The sequence below is a fragment of the Polyangiaceae bacterium genome, assembly GCA_020633235.1.
Taxonomy (GTDB): domain Bacteria; phylum Myxococcota_A; class Polyangia; order Polyangiales; family Polyangiaceae; genus JACKEA01.
The window spans coordinates 179,145-202,635 of record JACKEA010000006.1 but is presented as its reverse complement, the minus strand read 5'-3'; the positions used below and the strand labels follow the sequence as shown (position 1 = coordinate 202,635).

Below are 23,491 nucleotides of genomic sequence, written 5' to 3'. Positions count from 1 at the left end.
ACACGTCACGGCGACTCCGGCGCGTAGACCTCGAGCAGCGTCGCCATTTCGGTTAGATGGCGGCGACCCCGGCACGTTGGGTTTCCGTCGTGTATCGAACGGCTGAGGCTCGGATCTCCGCTCGCATTTCCGCGACCGTCCAGGAGCGGCTGGGCGAGCCGATCATCAAGGCGGTGGATAGGCCGGCACGAAGCTGAGTGCCGCCGTGGTATCCGTGCCGAAGAAGGGCGTGCGCGCGCTGGCATCCGCGTAGATGGGTTGAACCTCACAGCGCGGCTTGCCGCACGCGTCGGAGGTGAGCGCGACGTCGGCAACCGACCAAAACTTGTTGCCGCTGGTGCCGCTGCCGTCGGACGACGCGAAGGTAACGGCTTTCTCGGGCGAATAGTATCCGTGCGGACCCAAATGGGCGACCAGGGCTCCGTCACAGAAGATCTTCACCTCGGGATGTACGGAGTAGCTTTGCCCTTGATTCGAGAAGTAGTGGACGCCAACGCGAGTCCACTTGTCCGTCGGCGGGTAGTCGATGTTCGTGTTCTCCGGCGCGCAAAACTGCGCCGAATTCGGGTCGGTCGAAGTGAAGTCGCAGCTGACGCTCTCCAGGTCCAGTCGTGGATTGTGGCATCCCTTGCCGATGCTTTGCCACGTGGCCCCGGCCCCCTTCGGAGCAAAGTAGCAGGTGTTGTTCTGTTGAACGCCGTCGAGCCACCAGTTGACTGCCGCGGGCGGAGTCGCCGGTGGATCGGCAAACCACTTGGGTGCTGGGAGGCCGCCCACGAAGGCGTCCGCAGTGCAGTTCGACCAGTTGCAGTCCTGCGTTGTGGTGCCAGCGAACCCCCAGGGTGTCGTGGTGCCGGGCTCGTGTAGGTGAAGGTCGAGATCGACGCCGCTGTCCGATGCGGTGTGCTCCCAAGACAACTCGACGCGCAGCCCTTGCTCGCGAACGATCAACGGATAGTCGCAAGTGTCCGTCGTGGAAGTGCCCTGGCTCACCTTGGAATACTTCACGGAGTACTCACCGGACTGGAGCACTACGAGCTGGTCGCCCGACTGAACCTGGGGGCACTTGGGCACTCCTGGAGGACACGTGATGCTGAACGCCTCCGTGCCGGGGACGGCGTCCGAGCTGAAGTTGCCCGTACCCGGTTTGAGCTGAACCGGCACGAAGGGCTTTGCTTCGATCGCGTGGCATCCGGGGTTCACGTTGAAGCAACTGTCGGTTGCATGAACACCGCCCAAGCAGGCTCCCCAAGTCCCCTGCTCCGTGCAGGTCGAAGTGCCGTCGAAACAACCCGCAGTGTGGCGGTAGCCCGGATCACCCTTGAAACAGGGCTCGGTGAGCCCTGGCACGCAGGGGCAGCCCTCGTCGACCTGACCATCACAGTTGTCGTCAGTTCCGGCGTGCGCGCCGTCGCACAGCTCCGCGCTACCGCACTGTGGGCTACAAGCTACCGTCGCGTCAGCTCCACCGTCATCGGACCCATCCGGCCCCGCATCGACATCGGCGTCGGCGCCGGCGTCCGTGCCTGCCGTCCCGGCAACGCCGCCGATCCCGCCACCACCGGTCGCGCCCGCGCCAGCCGTACCGGCAACCCCGCTAAGCGCCGCCGCCACCCGTCGCGCCCGTGCCGCCACCCGTCGCGCCCGTGCCGCCACCCGTCGCGCCGGTGCCGCCACCACCCACTGCGCCAGCGCCGGCGCTTCCGCCGCCGCCAGCGGGCGTCTTCCCGTCGCTGGAGTCACCCGAGCATCCGTTGGAAACAAGGGCCACAGTGGAGAGACCAACCACCGATGCAAACAATCGAACCTTCATCGCGTGAGCATAAAGCTATGCCAACGATGACTCCTTCGCCAGCGGCATCCGAACTGTCCCAGTCGGAAGCGACCGCCCCACGCGATGCCCAGCTCGCCAGCTGCTGCCTGACTAAATAGTCTGAGACGGCCAGGCACGCGGAGCGGAGCGATGTCCTGAGCGATCTCAGCGCGCCCATGCCGTTCTGACGCGTCTTCCGGGGCCGATCGTTCGTCTCACTGGGCTCCAGCGGACTCCGGCCGTAGGATCGACCTCGCGATGACGCCAGGAGGGCGGCCGGAACCCGACGACGACGTCGGACAACTGCCGCGCAGCGAGCTGGAAGAACACGCCCGCGCGCTACGGACCGTGGTGTCCGTGTCGGACGCCGTGCACCTGTCCAGCGACTTCGCGGACCTGGTGGAGCGCTCCGTGGACGCGATAGTGACGTACACCAACTATCCGTCCGTCGGGCTGTTCCGCGTGAATCGCGAGAAGCAGCGGCTGGAGCTGGTTTCGGCCCGCGGCTTCAGCGCGGAGGTCCTCCAAGCCGCGCGCGTACTTCCCCTCGAAGGCAGCTTGACCGGCGTCGCCGTGCGCGGCAAGTCCGTCGTCACGTCTCGCGATCTGACCCGCGACGGGCGCGTCGAGCCGAAGACCCGCGCGGCGCTCGAACGCGACGGGTTCGTGGAGGTCGCCAGCGTCCCGGTCCTGTATCGCGACGAGGTGATCGGCGCGCTGAACCTCATCTACAAGCACGCTGCGGATCTGTCTCAGCACGAGCGCAGCACCCTGCTGTCCATCGGCAGGACCATCGGTATCGCGATGCACAATCGCATCACGGCCGAAGAACGCCGCGCCCTCGACGAGCGCATGCGGCGCGCCGAGCAACTCGAGGGGCTGGGAGTATTGGCGGGCGGGATCGCGCACGACTTCAACAACCTGCTCGTCGCCATATTGGGCAGCCTCTCGATTGCGCGCGGGAAGATCGACGATCCGGATCTCTCGAAGTTACTTCGGGAAGCGGAAGACGCCTCTCAGCGCGCGGGCGCGTTGGTCCGACAACTGTTGACCTTCTCGCGAGGCGGCGCGCCGCTGGTTCGCGCCACTGCGAACGTGGCGGACATCGTGCGTGACGCCGCGAGCTTCGTGCTGCACGGCCGCGACGTCGTCTGTAGCGTGGTGGCTTCCGATGACCTCGGGGTCATCGACATCGACCCGGCGCAGCTGGCGCAGGTCGTCCAGAATCTGGTGCTGAACGCCGTTCAGGCGTCGGAGCCGGGCCAGCGCATCAGCGTTGCTCTCGAACGGCGCATGCTGGAGGCATCGGCCCCGCCCCTCGAGCCCGGCCCGCATCTCGTGCTCACGGTCGGCGACGAAGGCGCGGGCATCCCTGAAGATTTGCTCGGGCGCATCTTCGAGCCCTATTTCACCACGCGCCCCGAGGGCACCGGCATTGGCCTCGCCACCACCGACTCGATCGTACGCCGCCACGGCGGACGCATCCGCGTGGAGAGCACGCCCGGGAAGGGCTCCACGTTCCACGTCGAGATACCCGTTCAAGACTCACGGCCGGAGCCGGCCTCCACGACGCCGGCGGAGCTGCCGACACACCTGCGGGTGCTGGTGGTCGACGACGAGCCCGCCGTGCGCCATGTGCTCCGGCGCATGCTCGGCGCCCGGCTAGCCGAGGTCGAGGAAGCGGACAACGCAGAGGGCGCCGTCGAGAGCTACGAACGCGCACGGAGCGCTGGAAAGCCCTTCCACGTCGTCATTCTCGACCTGACGCTGGTCGGGGGTCAGGGCGGCGTGTGGATCCTGTCGCGCCTTCAGGAGCTGGATCCGAACGTGCGAGCCATCGTATCGAGCGGCTACTCGGACGACGGCGCCATGTCCGACTACGCCGAGCACGGCTTCGCCGCCGTGCTGCCCAAGCCCTACACGCGAACCGAGCTCGACCACGCGCTCGCCACGGCCCTCGCGGCGCGCTGAGCTGGCGGTCCCCGGGCGATCCTACGTTGACGTAGATCGTATGCTTCGTGGTGAAATGGCTGATGTTACTCAGATTTCTGCCCACATCTCTGCCGCCGCCAAGGAGCGGCTCGAGCGCTATGCACGGTCCTCGGGCGTGACCCGAAGCCGTTTGATCGAGGAGGCCTTGCTCCATCATCTGCAGGCGCTGGAGGAGCTGCCACCGGACGCCATCGTGCCCGCGCGCGTCGTGCTCGAACAAGCAAGCGCACGCGAGATCAAGCGACTCCTCGAGCATCCTCCCGCACCCACCGAGGACATGAAGCGCCTGTTCGATGATCGTTGAGATCCGTGCACTTCGCCCCGAGGACGACCGCGCCTCGTTTCGCTCCGGCGACGAAGCCCTCGATCTCTTCTTTCATCGCTACGCGGGGCAGAATCAGTTCCGCCACCACATCGGCGTCACCTACGTCGCGGTCGCCGATGGAAGCGTGCTTGGCTTCGCCACCGTCAGTCCTGCAACGCTCGACGCCGAAGGGGTGCCAGGCAAACGCCGGCTTCCGCCGTACCCCGTTCCACTACTGCGCATCGCCCGCCTCGCCACGCACGAAGCGGCGCGCGGCGCAGGCATCGGGAAAGCGCTGATGCGCCATTGTATCGAGCTGGCCGAGCGCATGCGTGAGGAGGTCGGGTGTGTCGGGATCTTGGTCGATGCCAAGTCGGAGGCAGCTCCGTCCTACGAGCGCCTGGGTTTCATCGAAGTATCCTGCGTAGAGGGAGCCTCACACGTGGTTCCGCGCCCGACGCCAGTGTTCTTGCCCCTCGCCGCGGTGCCGCCGCCGCGACGCTGAGCTCGGAGTGAGCTTCCGCGCCGTCCCGACAAGCCCTTGAAGCATTTTCTTGTTGGTCCGGCGCGATGCCCGGCTCGGACGTCCCACGCTGTCCCGCGCAGTGGTGGGGTATAGTACGCGCGTGGCACTTCCCGCGCCGAAGCACGACGCAGAGCTCGCTCCGGATCCGGTGGTGGAAGCGTACAAGCCGGGTGTCGATCGCACGCTCCTTCGCGAGAACCTCAGGCTCACCACGACCGAGCGCGCAGAAAAGATGATCGCCGCGCTTCGCTTCGCCGAAGAGGTACGGCACTCGCGTGTGAAGGCGAACGGGGCATGACCGACTTCGAGACGCTGTTGGCGGCGCTGAACGCATCCGGTGTCGAGTACGTGATCATCGGCGGCTTCGCTGCCACGGCACATGGGTCGGCCCACGTGACCGTCGATCTCGACATCGTCTATCGCCGGACGCCGGAGAACATCGAGCGGCTCGCCACCGCACTCCGTCCGCTGTCCCCTTACCTGCGCGGCGCACCACCAGGCCTTCCGTTCCAGTTCGAACCGGAGACGATCACTCGGGGGTTGAACTTCACGCTGACCACGACCGCCGGTGATCTGGACGCGCTCGGCGAAGCCACGGGCGGCGGAAGCTACGAAGCGCTGCTTCCACACTCCGAGCGGCGGGAGGTGTTTGGAGGCGAGTGCCTCTTCGTCGACCTGCCCACGCTCATCCACTTGAAGCGAGCTGCGGGCCGGCCGAAGGACTTCGAGCGCATTGCGGAGCTCGAGCTGATCGCGGAGGAGTCCTCTAAGCAGGAGTAGCATCGCGGCCACTCCCCGCAGAAGTGGTCGAGGTCCGGCGTTGCAGCGACCGCCGCGCGGAAAGATAGAACATCAGCTCGACGCGGCGCAGCTCCTGCGGAACGTGCGACGGCAAGCGCATCGGCTCGTTGCTCATCCCCGAAGTCGCGAGCGTCGTCCAATCGCGGGCCTGTGATGCGCTGCCCGCAACGAGCTCCTTCCGCGCCGGACCAACAAACCCTTCTTGCATTTTCTTGTTGGTCCGCCGCGAGCCCAGCACGGACGGCACCTTCGCGGCCGCGCTGGGCGGCGAGGCGCGGCGCGGACAGCGGGAGGCGCGATCTCGCGCCTCCGCGAGCGGAGCTGGCACGCCGCGCGGCGTACGATATAAAGTGCGCCCCCTCATGACCGAGATGCCCAAGGCCTACGAGCCCAAAGACGTCGAGCCCCGCTGGTACCAATTCTGGATGGACAAGGGCGTGTTCCGGGCCAGCGTGGAGCCCGGGGACGAGCGCCCGGTGTACGTGATCGATCTGCCGCTGCCGAACGTCACGGGCTCCCTGCACATGGGCCACGCGCTGATGGGCACGCTGCAGGACGCGCTCATCCGCCACAAGCGCATGCAGGGCTATAACGCCCTGTGGCAGCCGGGCATGGACCACGCCGGCATCGCCACGCAGACCGTGGTGGAGCGGCAGCTCCGGCGCGAGGGCAAGACGCGGCACGACCTCGGGCGCGAGAAGTTCGTGGAGCGCGTGTGGGAGTGGAAGAAGGAAAGCGGCGGCCGCATCGAAGAGCAGATGCGCGTGCTGGGCTGCTCCTGCGATTGGGAGCGCAGCAAGTTCACGATGGACCCGGACTTGAGCCGGGCGGTGACCGAGAGCTTCGTGCGCTTGTACGAAGAGGGGCTCATCTATCGCGACACGCGGCTCATCAACTGGTGCCACGATTGCCGCACGGCGCTGTCGGACCTGGAGGTCGACAACGACGAGGCCCAGGGCGAGATGTACGAGCTCGCCTACCCCGTGGCGGAAGCGGACGCGGGAGCGGGAGTGACGGAGCTGGTGGTGGCCACCACGCGACCGGAGACCATGCTGGGCGACACGGCGGTGGCGGTGCACCCGGACGACCCGCGCTACAAGCACCTGCACGGCAAGAAGCTCCAGCATCCGTTCTTGGATCGTCAGATCCCGGTGATCACGGACGCCATCTTGGTGGACATGGAGTTCGGCACCGGCGCGGTGAAGGTCACGCCGGCCCACGACTTCAACGACTTCGCGACGGGCAAGCGCCACCAGCTGGTGGAGATCAACATCCTCGAGCTCGACGGCCGGCTGAACGCGGAAGCTGGCGAGTTCAAGGGCATGACGGTGCCCGAGGCCCGCAAGGCGGTGAAGGCCGCGCTGGCGGAAAAAGGCCTGGAACGCGGGAGCAAGCCCCACACCCTGCAGCTGCCCCACTGCCAGCGCTGCCACACGGTGGTGGAGCCGATGATCAGCACCCAGTGGTTCGTGAAGATGGAGCCCCTGGCCAAGCCCGCACTGGAGGCCGTGAAGGACGGCCGCACCCAGATCATCCCGGAAGAGTGGGTGAAGACCTACGACCACTGGCTCGGCAACATCCAAGATTGGTGCATCTCGCGGCAGCTGTGGTGGGGGCACCAGGTGCCGGCGTTCTACTGCAAGAGCTGCGGCCACATCCTGGTCACGCGGGACCCCGAGCCCAAGGCTTGTGACAAGTGCCAAGGCGCGCTGGAGCGCGACGCGGACGTGCTCGACACCTGGTTCTCGAGCGCGCTGTGGCCGTTCTCCACGCAGGGCTGGCCGGACGAGACACCGGCGGTGAAGCGCTTCTACCCTTCCAGCGACATGGAGACGGGCTACGACATCCTGTTCTTCTGGGTGGCCCGCATGATGATGATGGGCCTGCACTTCTTGGGAGAGGTGCCCTTCCGCCGGGTGTTGCTCCACGGTCTGGTGGTGGACGAGACCGGCGACAAGATGAGCAAGGTGAAGGGCAACACGATAGACCCGTTGGATCTGATCCACGGCGCCGAGTTCGAGACCATCGTACAGAAGGCGCTGCCCGGCGCGCCGGTGAAGGAAGCCCTCGCCAAGTTCAAGAAGGCGTATCCCTCCGCCGCCCAGATGGGGACGGGCTTTCCCGCCTACGGCACCGACGCCGTGCGCCTGACGCTGTGCAGTTACTCGCCCCAGGCCAAGCGCATCGCCCTTTCGCCCAAGCGCATCGAGGGTTACCGGAACTTCTGCAACAAGCTGTACAACGCCGTGCGCTTCGCGCTGCCCAACATCGAGGGCGAAACGCTCACGGGAGAAGCACCGAAGCCCACGCTGCTGGCCAACCGCTGGATCCTGTCGCGGCTTGCCGACGCGGTGACCACGAGCACTCGCGGCATCGAGGAGTTCCGGCTGGATGAAGGGTCTTCCGCCCTGTACCACTTCGTGTGGGACGAGCTCTGCGACTGGTTTTTGGAAGCGTGCAAGCCGGTGTTCAACTCCGGCACGGACGCCGAGAAGGCCGAAACGCGGCAGACGCTGGCCCACGCCATCGAGACCACGCTGCGCGCGCTGCACCCTTACGCGCCGTTCATCACCGAGGAGCTGTGGCAAGCCGTACCGCGGCCCGCGTCGCGGCCGGTGAGCGTGGCCCTGGCGCCCTACCCCACCGCCACGGATGGCCGCGCCGACGCGCAGGCCGACCGCCACATGTCGGCGTTGATGGGCGCCATCGGCTCCGCGCGCGCCGCCCGCGCGGAGCACGACGTGAAGCCCAGCGCCAAGGTGCCGCTACGGCTGCGCACGGCGAGCGAAGAGATCCGCGGCGTGCTCACGGAGCACGCGGCGCTGATCGAATTTCTGGTGCGGACGGACGGCGCGCCGGTGGTGGAAGCGCCCGGCGGCGAGCGCCCCCGCGGGTCCGTGCTCAGCGTTGCGGGAGACGTGGAGGTGCTCGTGGGCCTGCTCGGCCTGGTGGACGCCGCTCACGAGCTCGAGCGCGTGGAGCGTTCTTTGAAGAAGCTCGAAAAGGACATCGTGGGCCTCGAAAAGCGCCTCGCGAACAAGGGCTTCGTGGACAAGGCGCCGCCGGAGGTGGTCGCCGAAGCGCGCGAGCAGCTCGAAGGCCTGAAGCGCCAGAAGGCACGCCTGGAAGAAGCACGCGAGCTCGCCAAAGAGCTCTGAGAGCTTGTCGGGGCGGCGCGATACCCGTCGCGGTCAGCGCAATGCAGTTAGCTTCCCACCGGTCGAGAGTCAGCGACGGGGCACGCCCTGCGGCGGCGGCAGAGCGGTCGCTGTCGGAGCTCTGGGACCGACCGGCACGGTTCGCGGAGCAGCACCATCAACGTTGATTCGCCGTGGCAGTGCTAGGCCGCTCGGCTTGACGAGAGATACGCAATTGCCGTTTGCACACGCTCCGGTGGCACACTCGCTGTCGGTCGCGCAGAGCTGCCAACCCGCAACCTCACACTTCGCCTGACACCGGAACTGTCGATTCTGGCCGCAGCAAACTTGGTTTCCTGGGCAGTCCTGCGCGTCGTCGCAAAGCATGGCAAGCTCGCTCGGATCGCAGTCCGATACGGCACTTGCGCAATGCGGCGCCAAACCGAAGCAGCAGGCCTCCGCCGCACCGCAAGTGTCGGTGCCACAGTGCACCCGCCGATAAGGCGGTACAGCGCTTCGTGATCCACCGGTGGTCGGGTGGGGCGTCGTGCGAACTGCCGATTCCGGTGGGGAGTGCGCTTCCAGCACCGGCGGAGGCGAGGTGAAAGTGCAGCGGACGAGAACCGCCGCCATGTACGCAAAGCAGCCGGCAATTGCGGCATAGGCGATGCGGCGCTTGGCCGAGAGCATCAGTACGGGCCTGGGGTCTTGTTGCAGCCCTCCGAAGGCGCGCATGCTCCCAAGCAAACCCAGTCGCCAGGACAGCCTCCGTCCACTCCGGCACACATGCAGACCGGATCAGAATGTCCTTCGAACAGCAAGCAGTAGCCCTTACACATCACGCCGTTGCAACAGCCTCGCACTTCGTTCAAGCACACGTTGATGTTCCCACCGTCGCAATCCTTGCCGCCGTCGACTTCCACGAAGTCGTAGCTGGGTGGAGGACCGCTTTCCTTGGGAAGCTTCAAGCCAGTCTTGGGCTTCTTTGCATCGGAAGCCGCGCCTCCGTCTAGCGATGGCCGGGGACTCGAGACGCTAGCGTCCCTTCCGATGGTATTCTCGGACGCTGGGTCAGGAGATGTCGTCGATTGGCCGCCACACCGTACCGCGAGCGCCACTAGGATCAGAAGTGCTGCTGTTCGACTTGTCATTGCGGACACCATTCCTCCGCCCAGCAGCCCCCACCCTTGGCTGCGCAACACACCAGGGGCCAGGGACACCCTCCAACAATGGCCCCGCACACACAGTACGGTTGTTTGCCGACGCAGCCGCCCGCGCAGTAGCTACCACTGCAGCAAGCAGAGATGCCAGTGTGCTTGCCAACCTCCGCACAGGTCGGACCGCCGTCGGTCACGCCAACTGCACCGTCCATACTGTCCATCGCATCAACCGAAGTTGCGTCCGGCTGTCCCGGCCCGCCACTCGCAGCCGCAGCATCCTCCCCTTGCGTTCCGGCATCCTCGCGCTGCCCACCGACTCCGCCCGCGCCGTCGGCAACGGGATTTTGGAGTGCCCTGGCGCTACTGCGCGCACCGCAAGCGCTCACCAGCACCAACATCAGCACGACGTCCCTCTCGAATCGTAGACACGGCGCCGTCATGGATTGAGAACCAGGCTGGGCCACGTAGCGGAGTTCACGTCCATTGGAGCGCCGAGCGTGGTGCTGTCGTACACGTTGCAGATCGGTCCAGCCCCATCCGGTCGATGCCCAGAAAACGTGAACGTGGCAGCGTTGTACCACCAGACGGAAGGGAAGACTCCGCCTAACTGCACAGTCCTGGGGAACTGTGTGATTGAGAAGTAGTCTCCCCAGTACCCAGACTCGCGCGCGCATGGGAACCCATCGTCCACGTCGCCTCCGAGGTATGCGCCCTGGCCATTTGGCTGAAGCGGAATGTAGGAGGACAGCGCGGGTTGGCCGAAGGAGGTTGCCACCGTGGACCCGTAGGGCACGACATAGCTCTTCGTTCTGTCCACAGCGCGGTGGTTGGATAGATAGCCGAGCTGCCACTCTTCGTTCCGGGTACTGCCAGCACCCAGCACGTTCGAGCGATCCGTCCAATCCAAGGTTGGCCAGAACTGCTGCCCGCCGGAGGGGTCACTGGACACTGCACTCAGAGTCTCGGTCGACCATCCCATCGGGACGCTGCAGACCGGGGCTGGACCGCCTTCCGGCGTCGACAGCTGACCCACCTGGATCTTCAGTTGCCCAACATCTGCAAGCTGGTACAGGTATGCGAACCGGTCCACGACGTTCCCGTTCGGATCAATACCAATGTCAAACGAATGCCGAAATGCGCCGCGAATGCCATGCGCTCCGTCCTGGTCACCGTCTCCCAGATCGTTCGTCCCATACGTTGCATTGAGGTTCGTCAGCGTGGCTACGGCGGGACCGACGCATTCAGTCGTGAGGTCGACACCCGCCCACCGATTCGGCTGCGTGCATCCGTGATCAGCGATGTCGCACGACCAGCCCGCCAGGCAATCCTGGTCGGTGTTGCACGCTGGGGGCCCGCAGAGGCTCGACCCGGGATCGCAGGTGAAGCCTGTCGGGCACTGGGCCGTGGAATCGCAATGGCAACCATTGGGGGTGCACAAGCCGCTCGCGCAGTCGCTCCCGCTCGTGCAGACTTGTGACAGATTCGGGTCTGGATCTGGACCGAAGTTCAACTGAACTAGGTGTGGCCCGCCAGCGTCGAACCGCACGCTCTCCAGCCACACGCTGCCGAGTCCATTCGGCGCGAAGAAGCAGTGCGGCGAGTCGAGCTTGTCTTCGCATTTCGGCGCGCTTCTGAGCACCGGTTCGAACGACCCGAGGTGCTGCGCTTCCGACTGCGGGATGCAGTCTTCCGGATCGCCTGCCGAACCAGTGCACATCTCGACTCGCGTGAAGTGATTCCAGCCCGCTCCGAAATCCTGGGAGTGGAATATGGCAATGGTTCCCGCTACCCGATCCTCCGTAGCCACCCACACCCGCCCCTGCCAGTCCACCGTAACCGCCGTCTTGTCGATCCCCACGTTGGGATTGGTGTCTGTCCCGGGAGGGCTCGGGGCGGTAACGCGTTGGCAGTAGGCGCGGTTTGGAACGATGATTGGCGGATTCGGATAGGGACCCGCCCCGAACGAGTAGCCGCCGTCGGCAGCGCGCGCGATGCAAAACCCATCGAATGCAAAGTGCACGTTGGGCAGACCGGGATCGGGCGCCAGATCGTAGCTCGCGTCCGACGAGCCCATTTGCACCGCGTAGACGAAAAACGGACGGGTTTCATCCACCGCCATCGATGGATCGCCAAATATCATCGCCCACGGTTCTTGCTTGCATTCTCCTGCGGTGCCGCACACGAATCCGGGAGGACAGTCACCGTCCACACCGCAGGTGGTGCCTTCGCAAAGCCCGGTGACGGCGTTGCAGGACGCCGCGGGAGGCATGCAGTCCGCGTGCGTTGTGCAGGAGCACCTGCCATTCAGGCAGGTGTTCGACGGGCACTCTGCGTTGTGAACGCAGAACGGCAGCTCTCGAGGCGGGCGAATCTTGGCTTGATACGTCCAGGAATCACCGTCCGAGCTCCAGGCTGTGCTCATGAGCGACGCGCCCCGGTTGATGATCCTCTGGTCGCCGAGTGCCCCGCCAGGCGGTATCGGATAGTCGAACTCGTCCTGTCCAGCGAAGGTCTTGCCGATACTGAAGTCGTTGTACGTCGTAGACAGAACGGGCGCGTCGCTTCCGTCATAGCCGGTCGCGATTGCCGTTTCCGCCTGCTCCTGGACATTGGCTGGATCTGGTGGGCCGCCGGTTCCCTCACTGACCGTGGAGTTCGTGCACCCCCCCCCAACGGCTACGACGACGATCGCGCCAATCGCACCAGCGACTTCTCGGACGTTCATGCTTGCCTCCCGCCTTCCCCCGACCATTCAAGACTACGCCCGAGCCCACGTCGTGTCCACCGCGTTGTTTCGAGATTCGGCGTTTCCGCGTCGTCTTAGCAACTTCGACAGCGACAGGATCCGCCGCACACTCACGGCAAGCGCCGCTGTTCGAACTCCACATGCCCGCGAGCAGCTCGAAGGCCTGAAGCGCCAGAAGGCACGCCTGGAAGAAGCACGCGAGCTCGCCAAAGAGCTCTGAGAGCTTGATACCCGTCGCGAGTCCGTCCACCCGCTCGAAGACGGGGTACGATCCGCCGCGCCCATGACTCACCTCGTTCGGATCTGGGCTCTCACGTTGGGGCCGGCTCTGTTGGCTTGTGGCCCGACGGCGGAACCCGCGCCCGCGAAGACCGCGGCAGCTACGGCCGCTCCGCCGCTCGAGATCCAGGTCCAGCGGGAGCGCTTCGGCGTCGACGCGGTCGTCCTCGCGGGCCCGGTCCTGGTGAAGCGGCTTCCGCGCGGGGGAACTGCCATCGCGTTCTTCAACGCTGGGGCGTGGGGCGCGGACTGCAATGCCGTCGGCCTGGTGCCAGACCTCGAGGTGCCGATATGGCAGATTGTCGGGCCGATCGGCGGCGACGGTTTCGCGTTCCTGCTCGCTCTAGAAGGCCCTTGGAACGGACCGGGCGGTCGACGCTACACCAGCTGGCGGCTCTACTACTCGAAGCCCGGGACCGGTGAAGCGGTGCACGAGGCCGCTGGTCCCAGCACGTCGAACGTGCAGCTGTCGCTCACCCCCGTGAGCGCAGAGCGGATGCGGGGTTCGGTCTCCGGCACGCTCACGCTCTCGCCGGTGGTCGGCACGACCGTGAAGGGCACGTTCGAGGCCACGGTCTGCCCCGAGGGATAGTCGTGGCTCTCGATGAACCCACGTGCGTCTCGCGCAACACATACGGCTCGTGACACTACGATTGAGAGCTTGGGCGGGCCTGTTGGCATTGGCTGCCGTCGGCTGCGGCGGGAGCGGTTCCTCGAACGGTGGCAGCGGGGGAGCCGGGGGCAGCGCCGGGGGCGGCGGATGGGGCGCGACGGGTGGGGGCGGCGCCGCGGGCACCGGTAGCGGTGGCAACGGCGGCCTGGCGGGTAGCGGGGGCGCTGCGGGCAGCGGCGGGTCGGCCGGAGCGGGCGGCTCCGCGGGTGGCGGCAGCTGGAGCAAGACGACCGACTGGACGAGCTTGCCCATTCCTCTCGATTTCGGTCCGAGCATCGCGCCGCACCCGGTGGACGCCCAGACGTTCACGGTCCTGGCGAGCACATTCTCCCTGAGCGGAACGACGCTGGTCGCCGCGACGACGCACGATCGCGGCAACTCGTTCCCCCAAGCGACGTCCCTCATGGACTTGGCCCAGACGGCCATGGCCGAGCCCCACGGCATCGCCTACAGCAAGAAGAACCCCGAGAACATCGCAGCAGCGCTCTGGATCCAGGGTCCGGAGAACGATCCGGCGAGCGGCGGGCACGTCTACTACTCGACCAACGGCGGGCAATCCTTCACCGATTCGTCGATTGGCTCCCAGCTTCCGTTCAATTCCCTCGCCTTCGCGGACGTTCGCTACACGTCCGACGGCGTGCTCGCGATCCGGACCGACGCGAGCGTCAGCTTCACGAACGACGGCGAAACCGTGAGCGACGTGATCCAGACGACGGGCTGCTCGTCCTCGGCCGCCGTCAACACCTTCGACGTGAATCCCGAGGACGGGAGTCAGGTGGTCGTTCCCTGCGGCAATGCCGTGGCCGTGTGCGGCAAGACCGGCTGCCAGACCACCAGCGTGACCCCCACCGTGGTGGACGTGAGCTACGGAACCGATGGGCAGCACATCGGCGCCGTCGGCCGCATTGGAGACCAATACTATGGGCTGGTCTCGACGGACGGCGGGCAGACCTTCAACCAGAATCTCCAGTCCTCCGACAACGTGTCCCCCTCCTGGCGCGTGGGTTGGGATCCACGACCGGGGAAGCACACGGTCTACGCCCTGCTGGTCGCGCACCTGTTTCGCTCGAGCGATGGCGGCGCCACCTGGCAGGACGTGACACCGCCACAGGAGCTCAACTACGTCTACGACTTCGTGTTGGCGGCCGACGGAACGCTCGTGGCGCGCGGCGTGTTCCACTACCTGTTGCTGGCGCCCGCAAACTGAGCCGTCAGCCGCTGGGCACGAGGGCCACGGGAACCAGCGTTCCGAAGGAGCCCATCGCCGCCGTGGCGGCGATCACGCCGTTGTCGTTGATGGCGTAGGCACGGGTCACCGCGTAGGTCACGCCGCCTACGTCCACGGGATCCCCGCCCACCTTGGTCCACGTAGCACCGCCGTCGTCGCTCACGTACACCGGCGCGTAGGCGAAGGTTTCCGGCGTGGGGCCCGCCAGCATCACGCCGGCGTTGTTGATGTCGATGATGCCGCCGATGGGGGCATTGGGGAACGTCACCGGTGCGGCGCCGGCGCTCGGCCACATCAACGCGACCTTGGTGGTGCCGTTGCCGCCGGAGCCGACGATCACGCCGCTGTCGTTCACGTCCATGGCGCAGGAGCTGGGAGCCTCCGCCACCGTTTGGAGCTGCTGCGCCGTTCCCCCGGAGAACACCGCGGCCTGCCGAAGGGGCGTGAAATCCGCGCAACCCACGACCATCCCTGAGCCGTTCATGCCGTGAGCCTCGGTGTTGCTGGTGTTGGGTCCCGAAAAGCCCGGTGCCAAGAGGGCGGCCGGCTCCCAGGTGGCGGCGTAGCCCACCGGCGTGAAGCCGCCAGCGCCGCAATTGGCGGTGCCGACCAGCTTTCCGCCGGGCGTCATGCGGAAGAACGCACCGGTGGACAGCGCTTGAGAGCAGGTCCAACCCGAGACGGGAGACGCCGGCTGGGAGAGCGGCTTCACGGCGCCGCCGGTGTACAAGATGCCGCCGTTGAACGTTCCGATGATGTCGCCGTTGTCCGAGAGGCCGTACACGTTGCTGGCCAATAGCTCACCGTTGGTCGCCGTCGCGTCCGGCTGAATCTGGATGCCCTTGGCCTGGCTCCAGATGAACACCCGGCCCTTGCCGCCGCTGTTCACGCCACCCCAGGCGATGCCCAGCACCTCGTCCTTCTCGTTGACGGCAACGCCTTCTCCGTATTCGCCAGAGGTCGGCGTACCGATGGGCACCAACTGATACGCGCCACCCTTCACCACGAACAAGAGGCCGTTGCTGCGAACGCCCAGCGCGCCGTTCTGATAGGCCCGCACCAGCCACTGCTTCTTTCCGGCGGGTAGCTGGGGCACGATGATTTCCGCAGAGGTGTCCGTATGGCTCACCAGGGTGGCGTCCACCAGCTGGGCCTGTGCCTCGGGTACGTTGGCCTCGCGAAACTCGAAGTGGACGTCGTTCGCGAAACCCTTGCCCGTCACCGTCAAGTGATCGTCCGCCACGCCCGTAGCGGGCTCGAGCTTGGTCAGCTCGAAGTCCGTCAGCACCTTGATGTCGTCCGGAGCCACGGCGCTGTCCGAGCCCTTGTCGACGCGTACCTCGATCGGGCCCACGGCGGTGCGCACGTAGTACGCTGGCAAGCGGATGTGATCGATGCGGGTTCCGTCCGAGCTGATGAAGAACTTCACGTCGGAGCGGTCGTTCAAGTAGGTGCCAAAGCCGGTGGCACCCTTGTCCGTAAAGGTGACGGTCGGTATCACGTACTTTCCGTTCTCGAACTTGGGATAGAACTGGTTACCCCAGAGCTCCACGTTCGAGACGTCCACGTCCAGCTTCTTGATCGTCAGCGGGCTCAGCTTGCTGATGCCCAGGTCGAACAGCACGCTCCACTCGAGCTGCCCCGGCGTGGAGCCCAGATCCGCAGCCGCCTTCAGGGCGTCGATGGCGGCAATCGCGGTACTGGCCGCGGACAACGCGGCATCCAGCGCGTTCAGCACCGGCACCATGTTCTTGGCGAAGCGCTTGGCCACGTACTCGATGACCTTGGGTCCGGCCTTGGCCGCCAGGAAGCCCACCGCGCCGCGCACCAGAGGGCCGACGTTCTGCGCGTCGCGAATGAAGGCGTTCACGACCACCTTCACGGCGGCAGTGACGGCGCCCTTGTTCATGTTGTCGAAGAAGTCCGCGGTGGCACCCGGGGCGTGAGCTTTGAACAGCTCCACCAAGATCTTGGGGTTCACCTTGACCTCGATGGCCGTGGTCAGAATGGGCCAGATCACCTTCTCCATCACCGTGCGGAGCTGGAGCATGCGTTGTGTCTTCACCGCCAGCGGGTCCGTGGGCTGCGGCGAGAGTATGCCGGGGGTCACGATCTCCACGCGGCTGTCACGCCCCCGCGGTTGGTCGAGGTCCACGTGGTTGGCGGTGAACAGAAACGTGATGGGCGTCTGGCCGCCCACGACGCTCTTGCCGTAGCCCCAGCCGGAGTGGTCTTGCAGCGCCACCTTTCGCTCCGTGTCCCACACCTTCACGCTGACGTTGAGCTGCGTGTCGTTGTCCACGCTGATGTTCGGCGTGCCCTGCGTCTGCGTCACGGAGATGTCGGCTTGTGGCCCACTGGGGTCGATGGTCGCCATGGGAATGGGCCCCGCGACGGGCGATGGAGCGGCTTGGGGCGTGGCCAGCGTGCCCGCGGCCACCGCGGCATCGACCTCCGTCTGCACGCTGCTCGCCGCCTCGTAGATCAGCGCAGAGAGCTCCGCCGAGGGCGCAGTCCAAAGCGACGCCGGATCCGCTTCCACGGCGGCCGCCAGCGCCTGCGTGGCGGACAGCGGCGCGGCGATCTGCAAGAGCTTCTCCAAAGACTCCGGCGAGATGCGATGCGCCGCGCCGCTCGCCTGCACCGCGAGGGCCACCGCCGTGGACGATGCATCCACCGTCACCTCGCTCATGCCCGGCGCCGACAGCGCTTGCAGCACCCCCTGGTCGCCCGCGAACACGTCGATGGTCCGAAGCCCGCGCGCGGCGATCTCGATGGCGGCGGTTCCATCGGCGCCGAGCGGCACTTCCTGCTCCGGCCCGTACACCACCCGCGTGGGCGTGATCCCCGAGGGCGCCGTCACTTTCACCGTGGCCGGCGTGGTCGTGCGCAGGAACACCGCGTTGCTGGAGACGTCCCCCGCGGACACGCGCACCACATCCGCGCTGGCGTCCGCCGGCACCACGACCTGTACGCTGCTCGCGCTCTTGGCCGTAGGCGCCACCTCGGTGCTGCCGAAGAACACGGACGTCACGCCGGAGAGATCCACCCCTGTGAGCTCCAGGGTGCTGCCCACCGCCGCGGAAGCCGGCGATAGCTCGAACACCAGCGGCGCCCCCGCGTCCACCACGCTCACGGTCAGCGTGTTGCTGCGCACACCGTCCTGGATCACGGCCACGCCGTCCCCGGCGCCTTCGGGCACCACCACTTCCACTTCCGTGTCGCTGGCGGAGACGGGCCAGGCGTTCTTGGTCTCCGCACCGCCTTCGAACGCCACCAGCGCATCGCACGATAGACCGGTCCCGGAAACGATCAGGTGATCCCCAGGCCGCGCCGCTCGCGGCGCCGCGCCGGTCGGCAGCTCCGTCCACGCATTCGAGAGCATGCCGAACTTCTCCGTGAGCCCCAGCTCGTCCGTCACGCTCAGCGCCTCGGTGCGTTCGGCGTCGTTGACGTCCACCAGGCCGTCACCGTCGTCGTCCACGTCCTGGTAGTCCGGCGTGCCGTCCTCGTCCGTGTCCACGGGCGCGAACTCCAACAAGCCCCATTCGTCACGATCCGAGATGCCGTTGTCGTCCGTGTCCGCGTCGCCCAGGTAGTCCGGACCCACTCCGGCGACCGACGGCACCGGCACTACTTCGTGCTTCACGTCGGCGCAGCTCACGCGCGCCGCCTTCTTCTGCGTCCCGCCGCCGCCCGAGTCCCCTTCACTCGAGCATCCGAACAACAGCACGCCGCCCAGAAACACCGCTCCCAGTGCGCGGGCCCGCGCAAAAGGACTCGAAAGTAACGCCATCAATACCCCTCGGAGCCAGAAGCCGATTGAAACCCCGAGTCGCGCCGGCCCCCGTCAACGCACTCGAGGCAAGTGTGTAGACTAGCGTCCGACGGAGACCAGCGCCGTTCGATTCGAGCTTCGTCGTCTTCTTTTGTTGGTGCGCCGCGGAAACGTCACCCAAATGGGTGACGCGCAGGCGACGTCCGCGAGGCGTCGCGCCGCACCGACAAGCAGGAGCTAATCGGCGCAGCAGCGGAAGCCGACCGAGTCAATCTTGCGGGTTCTCGGCCACTTCAGCTCCTTGCCCATGGCGCAGCGCGTGCCGTGAGCGTGGTGCTGATAGCTGCCGCCCCGAATTCTGCAAGGCGCCTCGGGGCTGTCGTCCACGCAGCTGTTTTCCCACTCGGCAACGTGCCCGCTCAGGTCGAAGACCTTGGCGTACGCGGCATCCGGCGAGTGGCACTGGGTAAAGCTGCCGACGTCCGCAAGACCCCAGGTGGTGTAGTCGTCGGCGTCGGCATCCCGGCAGATGTCCGTATCGAAGGTGTTGCCGTAGGTGTACTCGTACTTGCCGCCGGAAGTGCACGCCGCCTGCCACTCGCTGACCTTCGGATCGTCGTAGCTCTCGAAGGGAGAAGCGCCGCCGCCTCCCAGCTTGCCGCACAGTCGCTTGCCGGCGGCTTGGCAGAAGGCTTGGGCGTCGCACCAATCGACGCAGACCACCGGTTGCTCCGTCTTGTTGGAGCCGGGGCTCCAGCTACACGTCGGTGTGTAGTCGTCGTTGTCGGCGCACGCGCTGGGCTGGCCGCTGGTGGAAGGCTTGCCGTCGAGCCAGGCCTCGTACTGCCCACGGGTGACCTCGGTCTTGTCGATACAAAAGCCTTCGGGCAGCCGAAGCATGTCCGGCCCCAAGGTCCCGGGACACGTCCCCTCACCGGGTCGGTGGTCGACCTTGCGCAGCGGAGCTTCCTTCTGGATGTCCGCAGGCGGATTCAACGCCGTCGCTGCCAGGGCGAGGAGCGCCAAGAAGCCGGCGGCGCCGATGGCGACCTTGTGCATCGTCTTCACCAGAACACCGGAGACGAGTTGCGGAAGGGAGCGTCGTCGGCCATCGGGAAGTAGAGCTCCACGTCTTCTTCCGGTTTCGCCCCCTCACTCTTGTTCAGAATGTTGCCGCTCGCGACACCAGCAACGTTCCTCAGCTTGTAGTTCTCACTCTTGGTTCGATTGATCCGATTGTTCTCCAAGCGCGTGCACGCCAAGTCGAAGCCCAGGATCAAGCCGTTGTTCAAGGTGTTGTTGGACACGAAGTAGCGCATGTTGTGCGCCATGTGGATGCCGGCGTCGTACAACGTGTTGCCCGCGATGTAGTTGCCCACCTCGTTCTCGCGCGTGGGCGTCTTGTCCGCGGAGCTGACGTAGCCCAGGATCCCCCAGAAGCCGTTCACGCTCGGCTTGGACATTCGGATCTTGTTGTTGATGATGACGTTGTCGGTCTCTTTCCAGATGATGATCGGGCCGTCTACCTGCTTGTCCAGGAGGCAAGGCAGAGACGGATCGTAGTTGCCCTGGGCATCGACCATGCACTGGGTCATGGTGTTCTCCTCGACCCAGACGTTGTGACCGGACGACGTCACGAAGTCGCCACCAGCGTTGTGATGAAAGGCGTTCTGGTAGATCAGTATGTCCTGGTCGACTCGCCCGGCACCTTCGATGTCGATCCCGAACTGCGGCGACGTGCCCTCCATGTGGTGGATCCGGTTGTTCTCGATGACGACGTTCTTACCCCCCACGATGGACACCCCCTGCCGGCGGTTGTGGTGAATGTCGCTGTTGCGAATCGTGACGTTGGTCGTCGGCTTCTCGGGCACGCCGTCCTTTTCCTTGGCGCCCACGATCAGCACGCCGTCGCCGGTCATGTCGTGGATCTCCGTGTTCTCGATCAAGACACGATCCGCGCTGGTCCACACGCAGATCCCGTGACCTTCGTCGTGGGCTTGGGGCGGATTGCCGTAGTCGTGGCTGCCGCGGTCACCGACGATCTCACCCCCGCGGATGGTGACGTTACTGTGGCTATCGACGTTGATCACGCAGTAGTTCCAGCGATCGTTGGCGGCCATCTGAAGCACTGTCCCCTGTGACAGCTCCAGCGTCATGTCTCCCTGGAGGTCGATGCCGGCCATGTAGGCGTCGTTCGTGGCCTCACCCACGAGATAGGTACCGGGGGGAATGACGACTTTGTCGTAGCCGTTGTCCGTCGCCCACTTGATGGCGTCGTTGAGCCGCGTGCGGGTCTCCACGGGATCCTTCCCGCTGTTGGAGATGTTCCACTGTGTCAGGTCGACGACGTACTCGTTGTCATGGGCGGGGGGCAGCGCCGCCGTCGGCCGCTCTCCCGGCGTCCAGGCGCACTCGCCACTGCCGGGCACCGGAACGACGGAGCTACCGTCACTCTGCGCCGCGTCAGCCGGCGCAGCGCCATCTCCGAGGGAGCCGCCGCCGCCGGCAGTGCCGCCATCCTTGGCCTTGTCGGCGTCCGACGATTCACCGCAGGCCGGAATCCAAACACTACCGAAGAGAGCGGCGAGCCCAATCGCGTGCCATCGACGCATCCGCAAACGGTGGCGCGCCGGCGGCCGCTGCGTCAATCCACACGCGCCCCGCTGACCGCTCAGGGAGGGCCTGCGTGGCTCGAACGGCCTGGATCGAAGCCAGATCACGAATCGAGCACCGCCCGATTCTCGTGACAACGCTGTAGACTCCTCGGCGGATGAGCAAGGGCACGGTCGAGAAGACGGTGGAGGTCGTCGGCAAGACGGTCGAGAAGTCCGTGGAAACCGTGGGCAAAGGCGTGACGGTGCTCACCGCGGCGCCCGGCGCGGTGATCCGCGGCGTGAGCGATCTGTTCAGCCGCCGCTCTGCGCCGGTGGGCGCCCCACCGGGTGCCCTGGTCATCGATACGGACCTGCCCAAGCCCAAGATCCACGTCTTGGCGCAGACGGCGAAGGGCATCGTGGAGCACGCCGTCGAGCATCCGGCGGAGCTGCCGAAGATCGTGGAAGCTTCCAGGCTCACGTGGATCGACGTGCAAGGTCTGGGGGACGAAGGCGTGTTGAAGGAGATCGCGGGCTGCTTCTCCATCCATCGCCTGGCCTTGGCGGATGTCGTGCACACTCCGCAGCGCCCCAAGGTGGACAGCTACCCCAATCACGAGCTCGCCTTCGTGCGCATGCTGCAGCTGAACGATGCCGGCGGGATGGACGTCGAGCAGCTCAGCGTGCTGATCGGCGACGACTTCGTGCTCACCTTTCAGGAGCACTATGGCGATCCGCTGGAGCCGGTGCGGGTGCGATTTCGAGAACGCGTCGGGCCCATCGGCGAGCTCGGCGCGGACTATCTGGCGTACGCCATCATCGACACCGTCGTAGACGGATACTTCCCGCTACTGGAAGCCTTCGCCGACCGCTTGGAAGATCTGGAAGAGCAGGTGATGGCGCGGCCGCGACCGGACGTCTTGGTGCAGGTGCAGAAGACCAAGCGCACGCTGATCGCGCTGCGCCGCAGCGTTTGGCCGCTGCGGGAAGCGCTCAACATGTTGCTCCGGGACCAAGCCCCGCGCATCACGGATGCCACCAAACCGTACCTGCGCGACACCTACGACCACTGCGTGCAGGTGGCCGAGGTCACCGATTCCTACCGCGAGATCGCCAGCGAGCTGACCAACACCTACATGTCCGTGGTCGCCAATCGCACCAACGACGTCATGAAGGTGCTCACCATCATGGCCAGCATCTTCATCCCGCTCACCCTCGTCGCTGGAATCTACGGGATGAACTTCGACCACATGCCGGAGCTCCATCAGCGTTGGGGCTACCCGACGGCCATCGTCTCCATGGTGGTGATCGCCGGCGGCATGCTGCTGTACTTCCGCAAGAAGGGCTGGCTGGGCGACGGCGGAAGCGACGACGCTTAGACTCTCCAGATGACGCTGCCCCAATGGAGCCCGGCGCCGAGAGCGAGGAAGCACACCAGCTGACCTGGCCGCAGCCGGCCGTCGCGGCGCATCTCGTCCACCAAGATGGGAATGGTGGCAGCGCTGGTGTTACCCAGGCGCTCGATGTTGCTCGGCACCTTCTCTTCTGGAACGCCGAGACGCTCGCGCACGGCATCGTTGATGCGCTGATTCGCCTGATGAGCGATGAACCAGTCGATGTCGTCGAGCTTCACCTTGGCCTTGGCGCACGCCGCGCGTACGGACTTGGGTAGCAGCGTGACGGCCCGGCGGAACACCTCGCGGCCTTCCATGCGGGGGATCCAGGAGTCTTCCGCGACGGTGGTCTCGGAGATGAACGGGCGCGTGCGGAAGCCCGCGGGGATCAACAGCTTGTCGGTGTGACGGCCGTCGCTGTGCACGTCCACGGCCAAGATGCCCGACCGCGGCGAGCTGCCGGCTTCCAGTAGCAGCGCCCCGGCGCCGTCACCGAAGATGATGGCGAGGGAACGGTGGCGCGTGGCCCGCTCCCAGTCTTCCTGCGGCACCGCGCGCTGGCTCTTGCCCTCCACCACCTCCCAATCGCGCCAGGGCATGAAGCCGGCGTGGGCTTCCGCGCCCACGATCAAGACGCTACGGGCAGCGCCGCTCTTCACCAGGGAGTCGGCCAGCTGGAAGCTGTACACCATGGCGGCGCACTGCACGCGCAGGTCGAGGGCGGGCACCCCACGACAACCGAGCTGCTCCGCGAGCAGCGGAGCGGATCCCGGGAACATGTGATCCGGGGTCATGGTGTTGAACAAGATGTAGTCGATGTCTTCCGCAGAGCGCCCGGCGCCCTCGAGGGCCTTTTGGGCCGCCGGTAGCGCCAGATCCGAGACCCCTTGCCCTTCGGGGCAGAAGTGTCGCTGCGCGATGCCCGTGCGCTGGCGGATCCACTCGTCATTGGTGTCCATCACCCGCGCGAGATCGTGATTGGTGATCGGACGACCGGGCAGATGATGCCCGGAGCCCACGATCGTGAGTCCGCTGCTCATGACAACCTTCCCTCGTGGCGACGATG

The 23,491-nt window shown here is 66.1% G+C and carries 19 protein-coding genes; 10 read left to right on the top strand and 9 right to left on the bottom strand.

Translation table 11 applies throughout. The features are described from left to right. Nucleotides 1-165: 165 nt before the first annotated feature. Together H6717_30605 and H6717_30600 are read right to left on the bottom strand one after the other, a co-directional pair. A complete protein-coding gene (locus H6717_30605) occupies nucleotides 166-1,614 on the bottom strand; it encodes a hypothetical protein (GenBank protein ID MCB9581422.1) in 1,449 nt (482 codons plus the stop codon). After that, on the bottom strand, nucleotides 1,598-1,813 hold the full coding sequence (locus H6717_30600) for a hypothetical protein (GenBank protein ID MCB9581421.1): 216 nt from the start codon (nucleotides 1,811-1,813) through the stop codon (nucleotides 1,598-1,600). Before H6717_30600 ends, H6717_30605 begins: the two co-directional genes overlap by 17 nt. Nucleotides 1,814-2,071: 258 nt before the next feature. Here H6717_30600 and H6717_30595 point away from each other — a divergent pair, with 258 nt between their 5' ends. The 5 genes from H6717_30595 (at nucleotide 2,072) to H6717_30575 (ending at nucleotide 5,415) form a co-directional block, all read left to right on the top strand. Next, nucleotides 2,072-3,784, top strand: coding sequence for a response regulator (locus tag H6717_30595; protein MCB9581420.1), 1,713 nt, complete (start codon nucleotides 2,072-2,074; stop codon nucleotides 3,782-3,784). Between the two features lie 40 nt (nucleotides 3,785-3,824). Beyond that, the gene (locus tag H6717_30590; protein ID MCB9581419.1) at nucleotides 3,825-4,109 is read left to right on the top strand and encodes a ribbon-helix-helix protein, CopG family; all 285 of its coding nucleotides are present in this window, start codon (nucleotides 3,825-3,827) and stop codon (nucleotides 4,107-4,109) included. Continuing rightward, nucleotides 4,099-4,614 carry a GNAT family N-acetyltransferase gene (locus tag H6717_30585; protein MCB9581418.1) on the top strand — a complete coding sequence of 172 codons (516 nt, stop codon included), beginning with the start codon at nucleotides 4,099-4,101 and terminating at the stop codon, nucleotides 4,612-4,614. Before H6717_30590 ends, H6717_30585 begins: the two co-directional genes overlap by 11 nt. A gap of 121 nt (nucleotides 4,615-4,735) precedes the next feature. Further along, a complete protein-coding gene (locus H6717_30580) occupies nucleotides 4,736-4,933 on the top strand; it encodes a hypothetical protein (protein MCB9581417.1) in 198 nt (65 codons plus the stop codon). Further along, the gene (locus tag H6717_30575) at nucleotides 4,930-5,415 is read left to right on the top strand and encodes a nucleotidyltransferase (GenBank protein ID MCB9581416.1); all 486 of its coding nucleotides are present in this window, start codon (nucleotides 4,930-4,932) and stop codon (nucleotides 5,413-5,415) included. Before H6717_30580 ends, H6717_30575 begins: the two co-directional genes overlap by 4 nt. On the opposite strand, the gene H6717_30570 is transcribed toward H6717_30575, so the two are convergent. Further along, nucleotides 5,402-5,674, bottom strand: coding sequence for a suppressor of fused domain protein (locus H6717_30570; GenBank protein MCB9581415.1), 273 nt, complete (start codon nucleotides 5,672-5,674; stop codon nucleotides 5,402-5,404). The two genes, H6717_30575 and H6717_30570, sit on opposite strands and share 14 nt — an antisense overlap. 133 nt (nucleotides 5,675-5,807) lie before the next feature. Between H6717_30570 and H6717_30565 the strand changes: the two genes are divergently transcribed. After that, a complete protein-coding gene (locus H6717_30565; GenBank protein MCB9581414.1) occupies nucleotides 5,808-8,594 on the top strand; it encodes a valine--tRNA ligase in 2,787 nt (928 codons plus the stop codon). A gap of 668 nt (nucleotides 8,595-9,262) precedes the next feature. Here H6717_30565 and H6717_30560 read toward each other — a convergent pair. Both H6717_30560 and H6717_30555 read right to left on the bottom strand, forming a co-directional pair. Then, nucleotides 9,263-9,541, bottom strand: coding sequence for a hypothetical protein (locus tag H6717_30560; GenBank protein MCB9581413.1), 279 nt, complete (start codon nucleotides 9,539-9,541; stop codon nucleotides 9,263-9,265). A gap of 628 nt (nucleotides 9,542-10,169) precedes the next feature. Beyond that, a complete protein-coding gene (locus H6717_30555) occupies nucleotides 10,170-12,458 on the bottom strand; it encodes a hypothetical protein (GenBank protein ID MCB9581412.1) in 2,289 nt (762 codons plus the stop codon). A gap of 52 nt (nucleotides 12,459-12,510) precedes the next feature. Between H6717_30555 and H6717_30550 the strand changes: the two genes are divergently transcribed. The 3 genes from H6717_30550 (at nucleotide 12,511) to H6717_30540 (ending at nucleotide 14,638) form a co-directional block, all read left to right on the top strand. Beyond that, nucleotides 12,511-12,699, top strand: coding sequence for a hypothetical protein (locus tag H6717_30550; GenBank protein MCB9581411.1), 189 nt, complete (start codon nucleotides 12,511-12,513; stop codon nucleotides 12,697-12,699). 63 nt (nucleotides 12,700-12,762) lie between these two features. Next, on the top strand, nucleotides 12,763-13,350 hold the full coding sequence (locus H6717_30545) for a hypothetical protein (GenBank protein ID MCB9581410.1): 588 nt from the start codon (nucleotides 12,763-12,765) through the stop codon (nucleotides 13,348-13,350). 49 nt (nucleotides 13,351-13,399) lie between these two features. Beyond that, nucleotides 13,400-14,638, top strand: coding sequence for a hypothetical protein (locus H6717_30540; GenBank protein ID MCB9581409.1), 1,239 nt, complete (start codon nucleotides 13,400-13,402; stop codon nucleotides 14,636-14,638). A 4-nt stretch (nucleotides 14,639-14,642) separates the two neighbouring features. Here the strand turns inward: H6717_30540 and H6717_30535 are convergent, their stop codons facing one another. The 3 genes from H6717_30535 to H6717_30525 all read right to left on the bottom strand — a co-directional run bounded on the left by H6717_30535 (nucleotide 14,643) and on the right by H6717_30525 (nucleotide 21,049). Continuing rightward, the gene (locus H6717_30535; GenBank protein ID MCB9581408.1) at nucleotides 14,643-18,455 is read right to left on the bottom strand and encodes a hypothetical protein; all 3,813 of its coding nucleotides are present in this window, start codon (nucleotides 18,453-18,455) and stop codon (nucleotides 14,643-14,645) included. Nucleotides 18,456-18,674: 219 nt separating this feature from the next. Continuing rightward, nucleotides 18,675-19,505 carry an SUMF1/EgtB/PvdO family nonheme iron enzyme gene (locus H6717_30530; protein ID MCB9581407.1) on the bottom strand — a complete coding sequence of 277 codons (831 nt, stop codon included), beginning with the start codon at nucleotides 19,503-19,505 and terminating at the stop codon, nucleotides 18,675-18,677. Next, entirely contained in the window at nucleotides 19,502-21,049 is a 1,548-nt protein-coding gene (locus H6717_30525; GenBank protein ID MCB9581406.1) for a right-handed parallel beta-helix repeat-containing protein, read from the bottom strand. The genes H6717_30530 and H6717_30525 overlap by 4 nt, the downstream gene beginning before the upstream one ends. Before the next feature lie 158 nt (nucleotides 21,050-21,207). Here H6717_30525 and corA point away from each other — a divergent pair, with 158 nt between their 5' ends. Then, a complete protein-coding gene (gene corA, locus H6717_30520) occupies nucleotides 21,208-22,410 on the top strand; it encodes a magnesium/cobalt transporter CorA (GenBank protein MCB9581405.1) in 1,203 nt (400 codons plus the stop codon). Here the strand turns inward: corA and H6717_30515 are convergent. Next, nucleotides 22,407-23,465, bottom strand: a complete 1,059-nt coding sequence (locus tag H6717_30515) for a ketoacyl-ACP synthase III (protein ID MCB9581404.1) — start codon at nucleotides 23,463-23,465, stop codon at nucleotides 22,407-22,409. The two genes, corA and H6717_30515, sit on opposite strands and share 4 nt — an antisense overlap. Nucleotides 23,466-23,491 lie beyond the last annotated feature (26 nt).

What these genes read in the sequence shown, in the direction of transcription:
- H6717_30575 (MCB9581416.1), top strand. Translation starts at nt 4,930, where the DNA reads ATGACCGACTTCGAGACGCTGTTGGCGGCGCTGAACGCATCCGGTGTC.
- H6717_30600 (MCB9581421.1), bottom strand. Translation starts at nt 1,813, where the DNA reads ATGAAGGTTCGATTGTTTGCATCGGTGGTTGGTCTCTCCACTGTGGCC.
- H6717_30515 (MCB9581404.1), bottom strand. Translation starts at nt 23,465, where the DNA reads ATGAGCAGCGGACTCACGATCGTGGGCTCCGGGCATCATCTGCCCGGT.
- H6717_30590 (MCB9581419.1), top strand. Translation starts at nt 3,825, where the DNA reads ATGCTTCGTGGTGAAATGGCTGATGTTACTCAGATTTCTGCCCACATC.
- H6717_30585 (MCB9581418.1), top strand. Translation starts at nt 4,099, where the DNA reads ATGATCGTTGAGATCCGTGCACTTCGCCCCGAGGACGACCGCGCCTCG.
- H6717_30545 (MCB9581410.1), top strand. Translation starts at nt 12,763, where the DNA reads ATGACTCACCTCGTTCGGATCTGGGCTCTCACGTTGGGGCCGGCTCTG.
- H6717_30595 (MCB9581420.1), top strand. Translation starts at nt 2,072, where the DNA reads ATGACGCCAGGAGGGCGGCCGGAACCCGACGACGACGTCGGACAACTG.
- H6717_30555 (MCB9581412.1), bottom strand. Translation starts at nt 12,458, where the DNA reads ATGAACGTCCGAGAAGTCGCTGGTGCGATTGGCGCGATCGTCGTCGTA.
- H6717_30565 (MCB9581414.1), top strand. Translation starts at nt 5,808, where the DNA reads ATGCCCAAGGCCTACGAGCCCAAAGACGTCGAGCCCCGCTGGTACCAA.
- corA (MCB9581405.1), top strand. Translation starts at nt 21,208, where the DNA reads ATGAGCAAGGGCACGGTCGAGAAGACGGTGGAGGTCGTCGGCAAGACG.
- H6717_30525 (MCB9581406.1), bottom strand. Translation starts at nt 21,049, where the DNA reads ATGCGTCGATGGCACGCGATTGGGCTCGCCGCTCTCTTCGGTAGTGTT.
- H6717_30535 (MCB9581408.1), bottom strand. Translation starts at nt 18,455, where the DNA reads ATGGCGTTACTTTCGAGTCCTTTTGCGCGGGCCCGCGCACTGGGAGCG.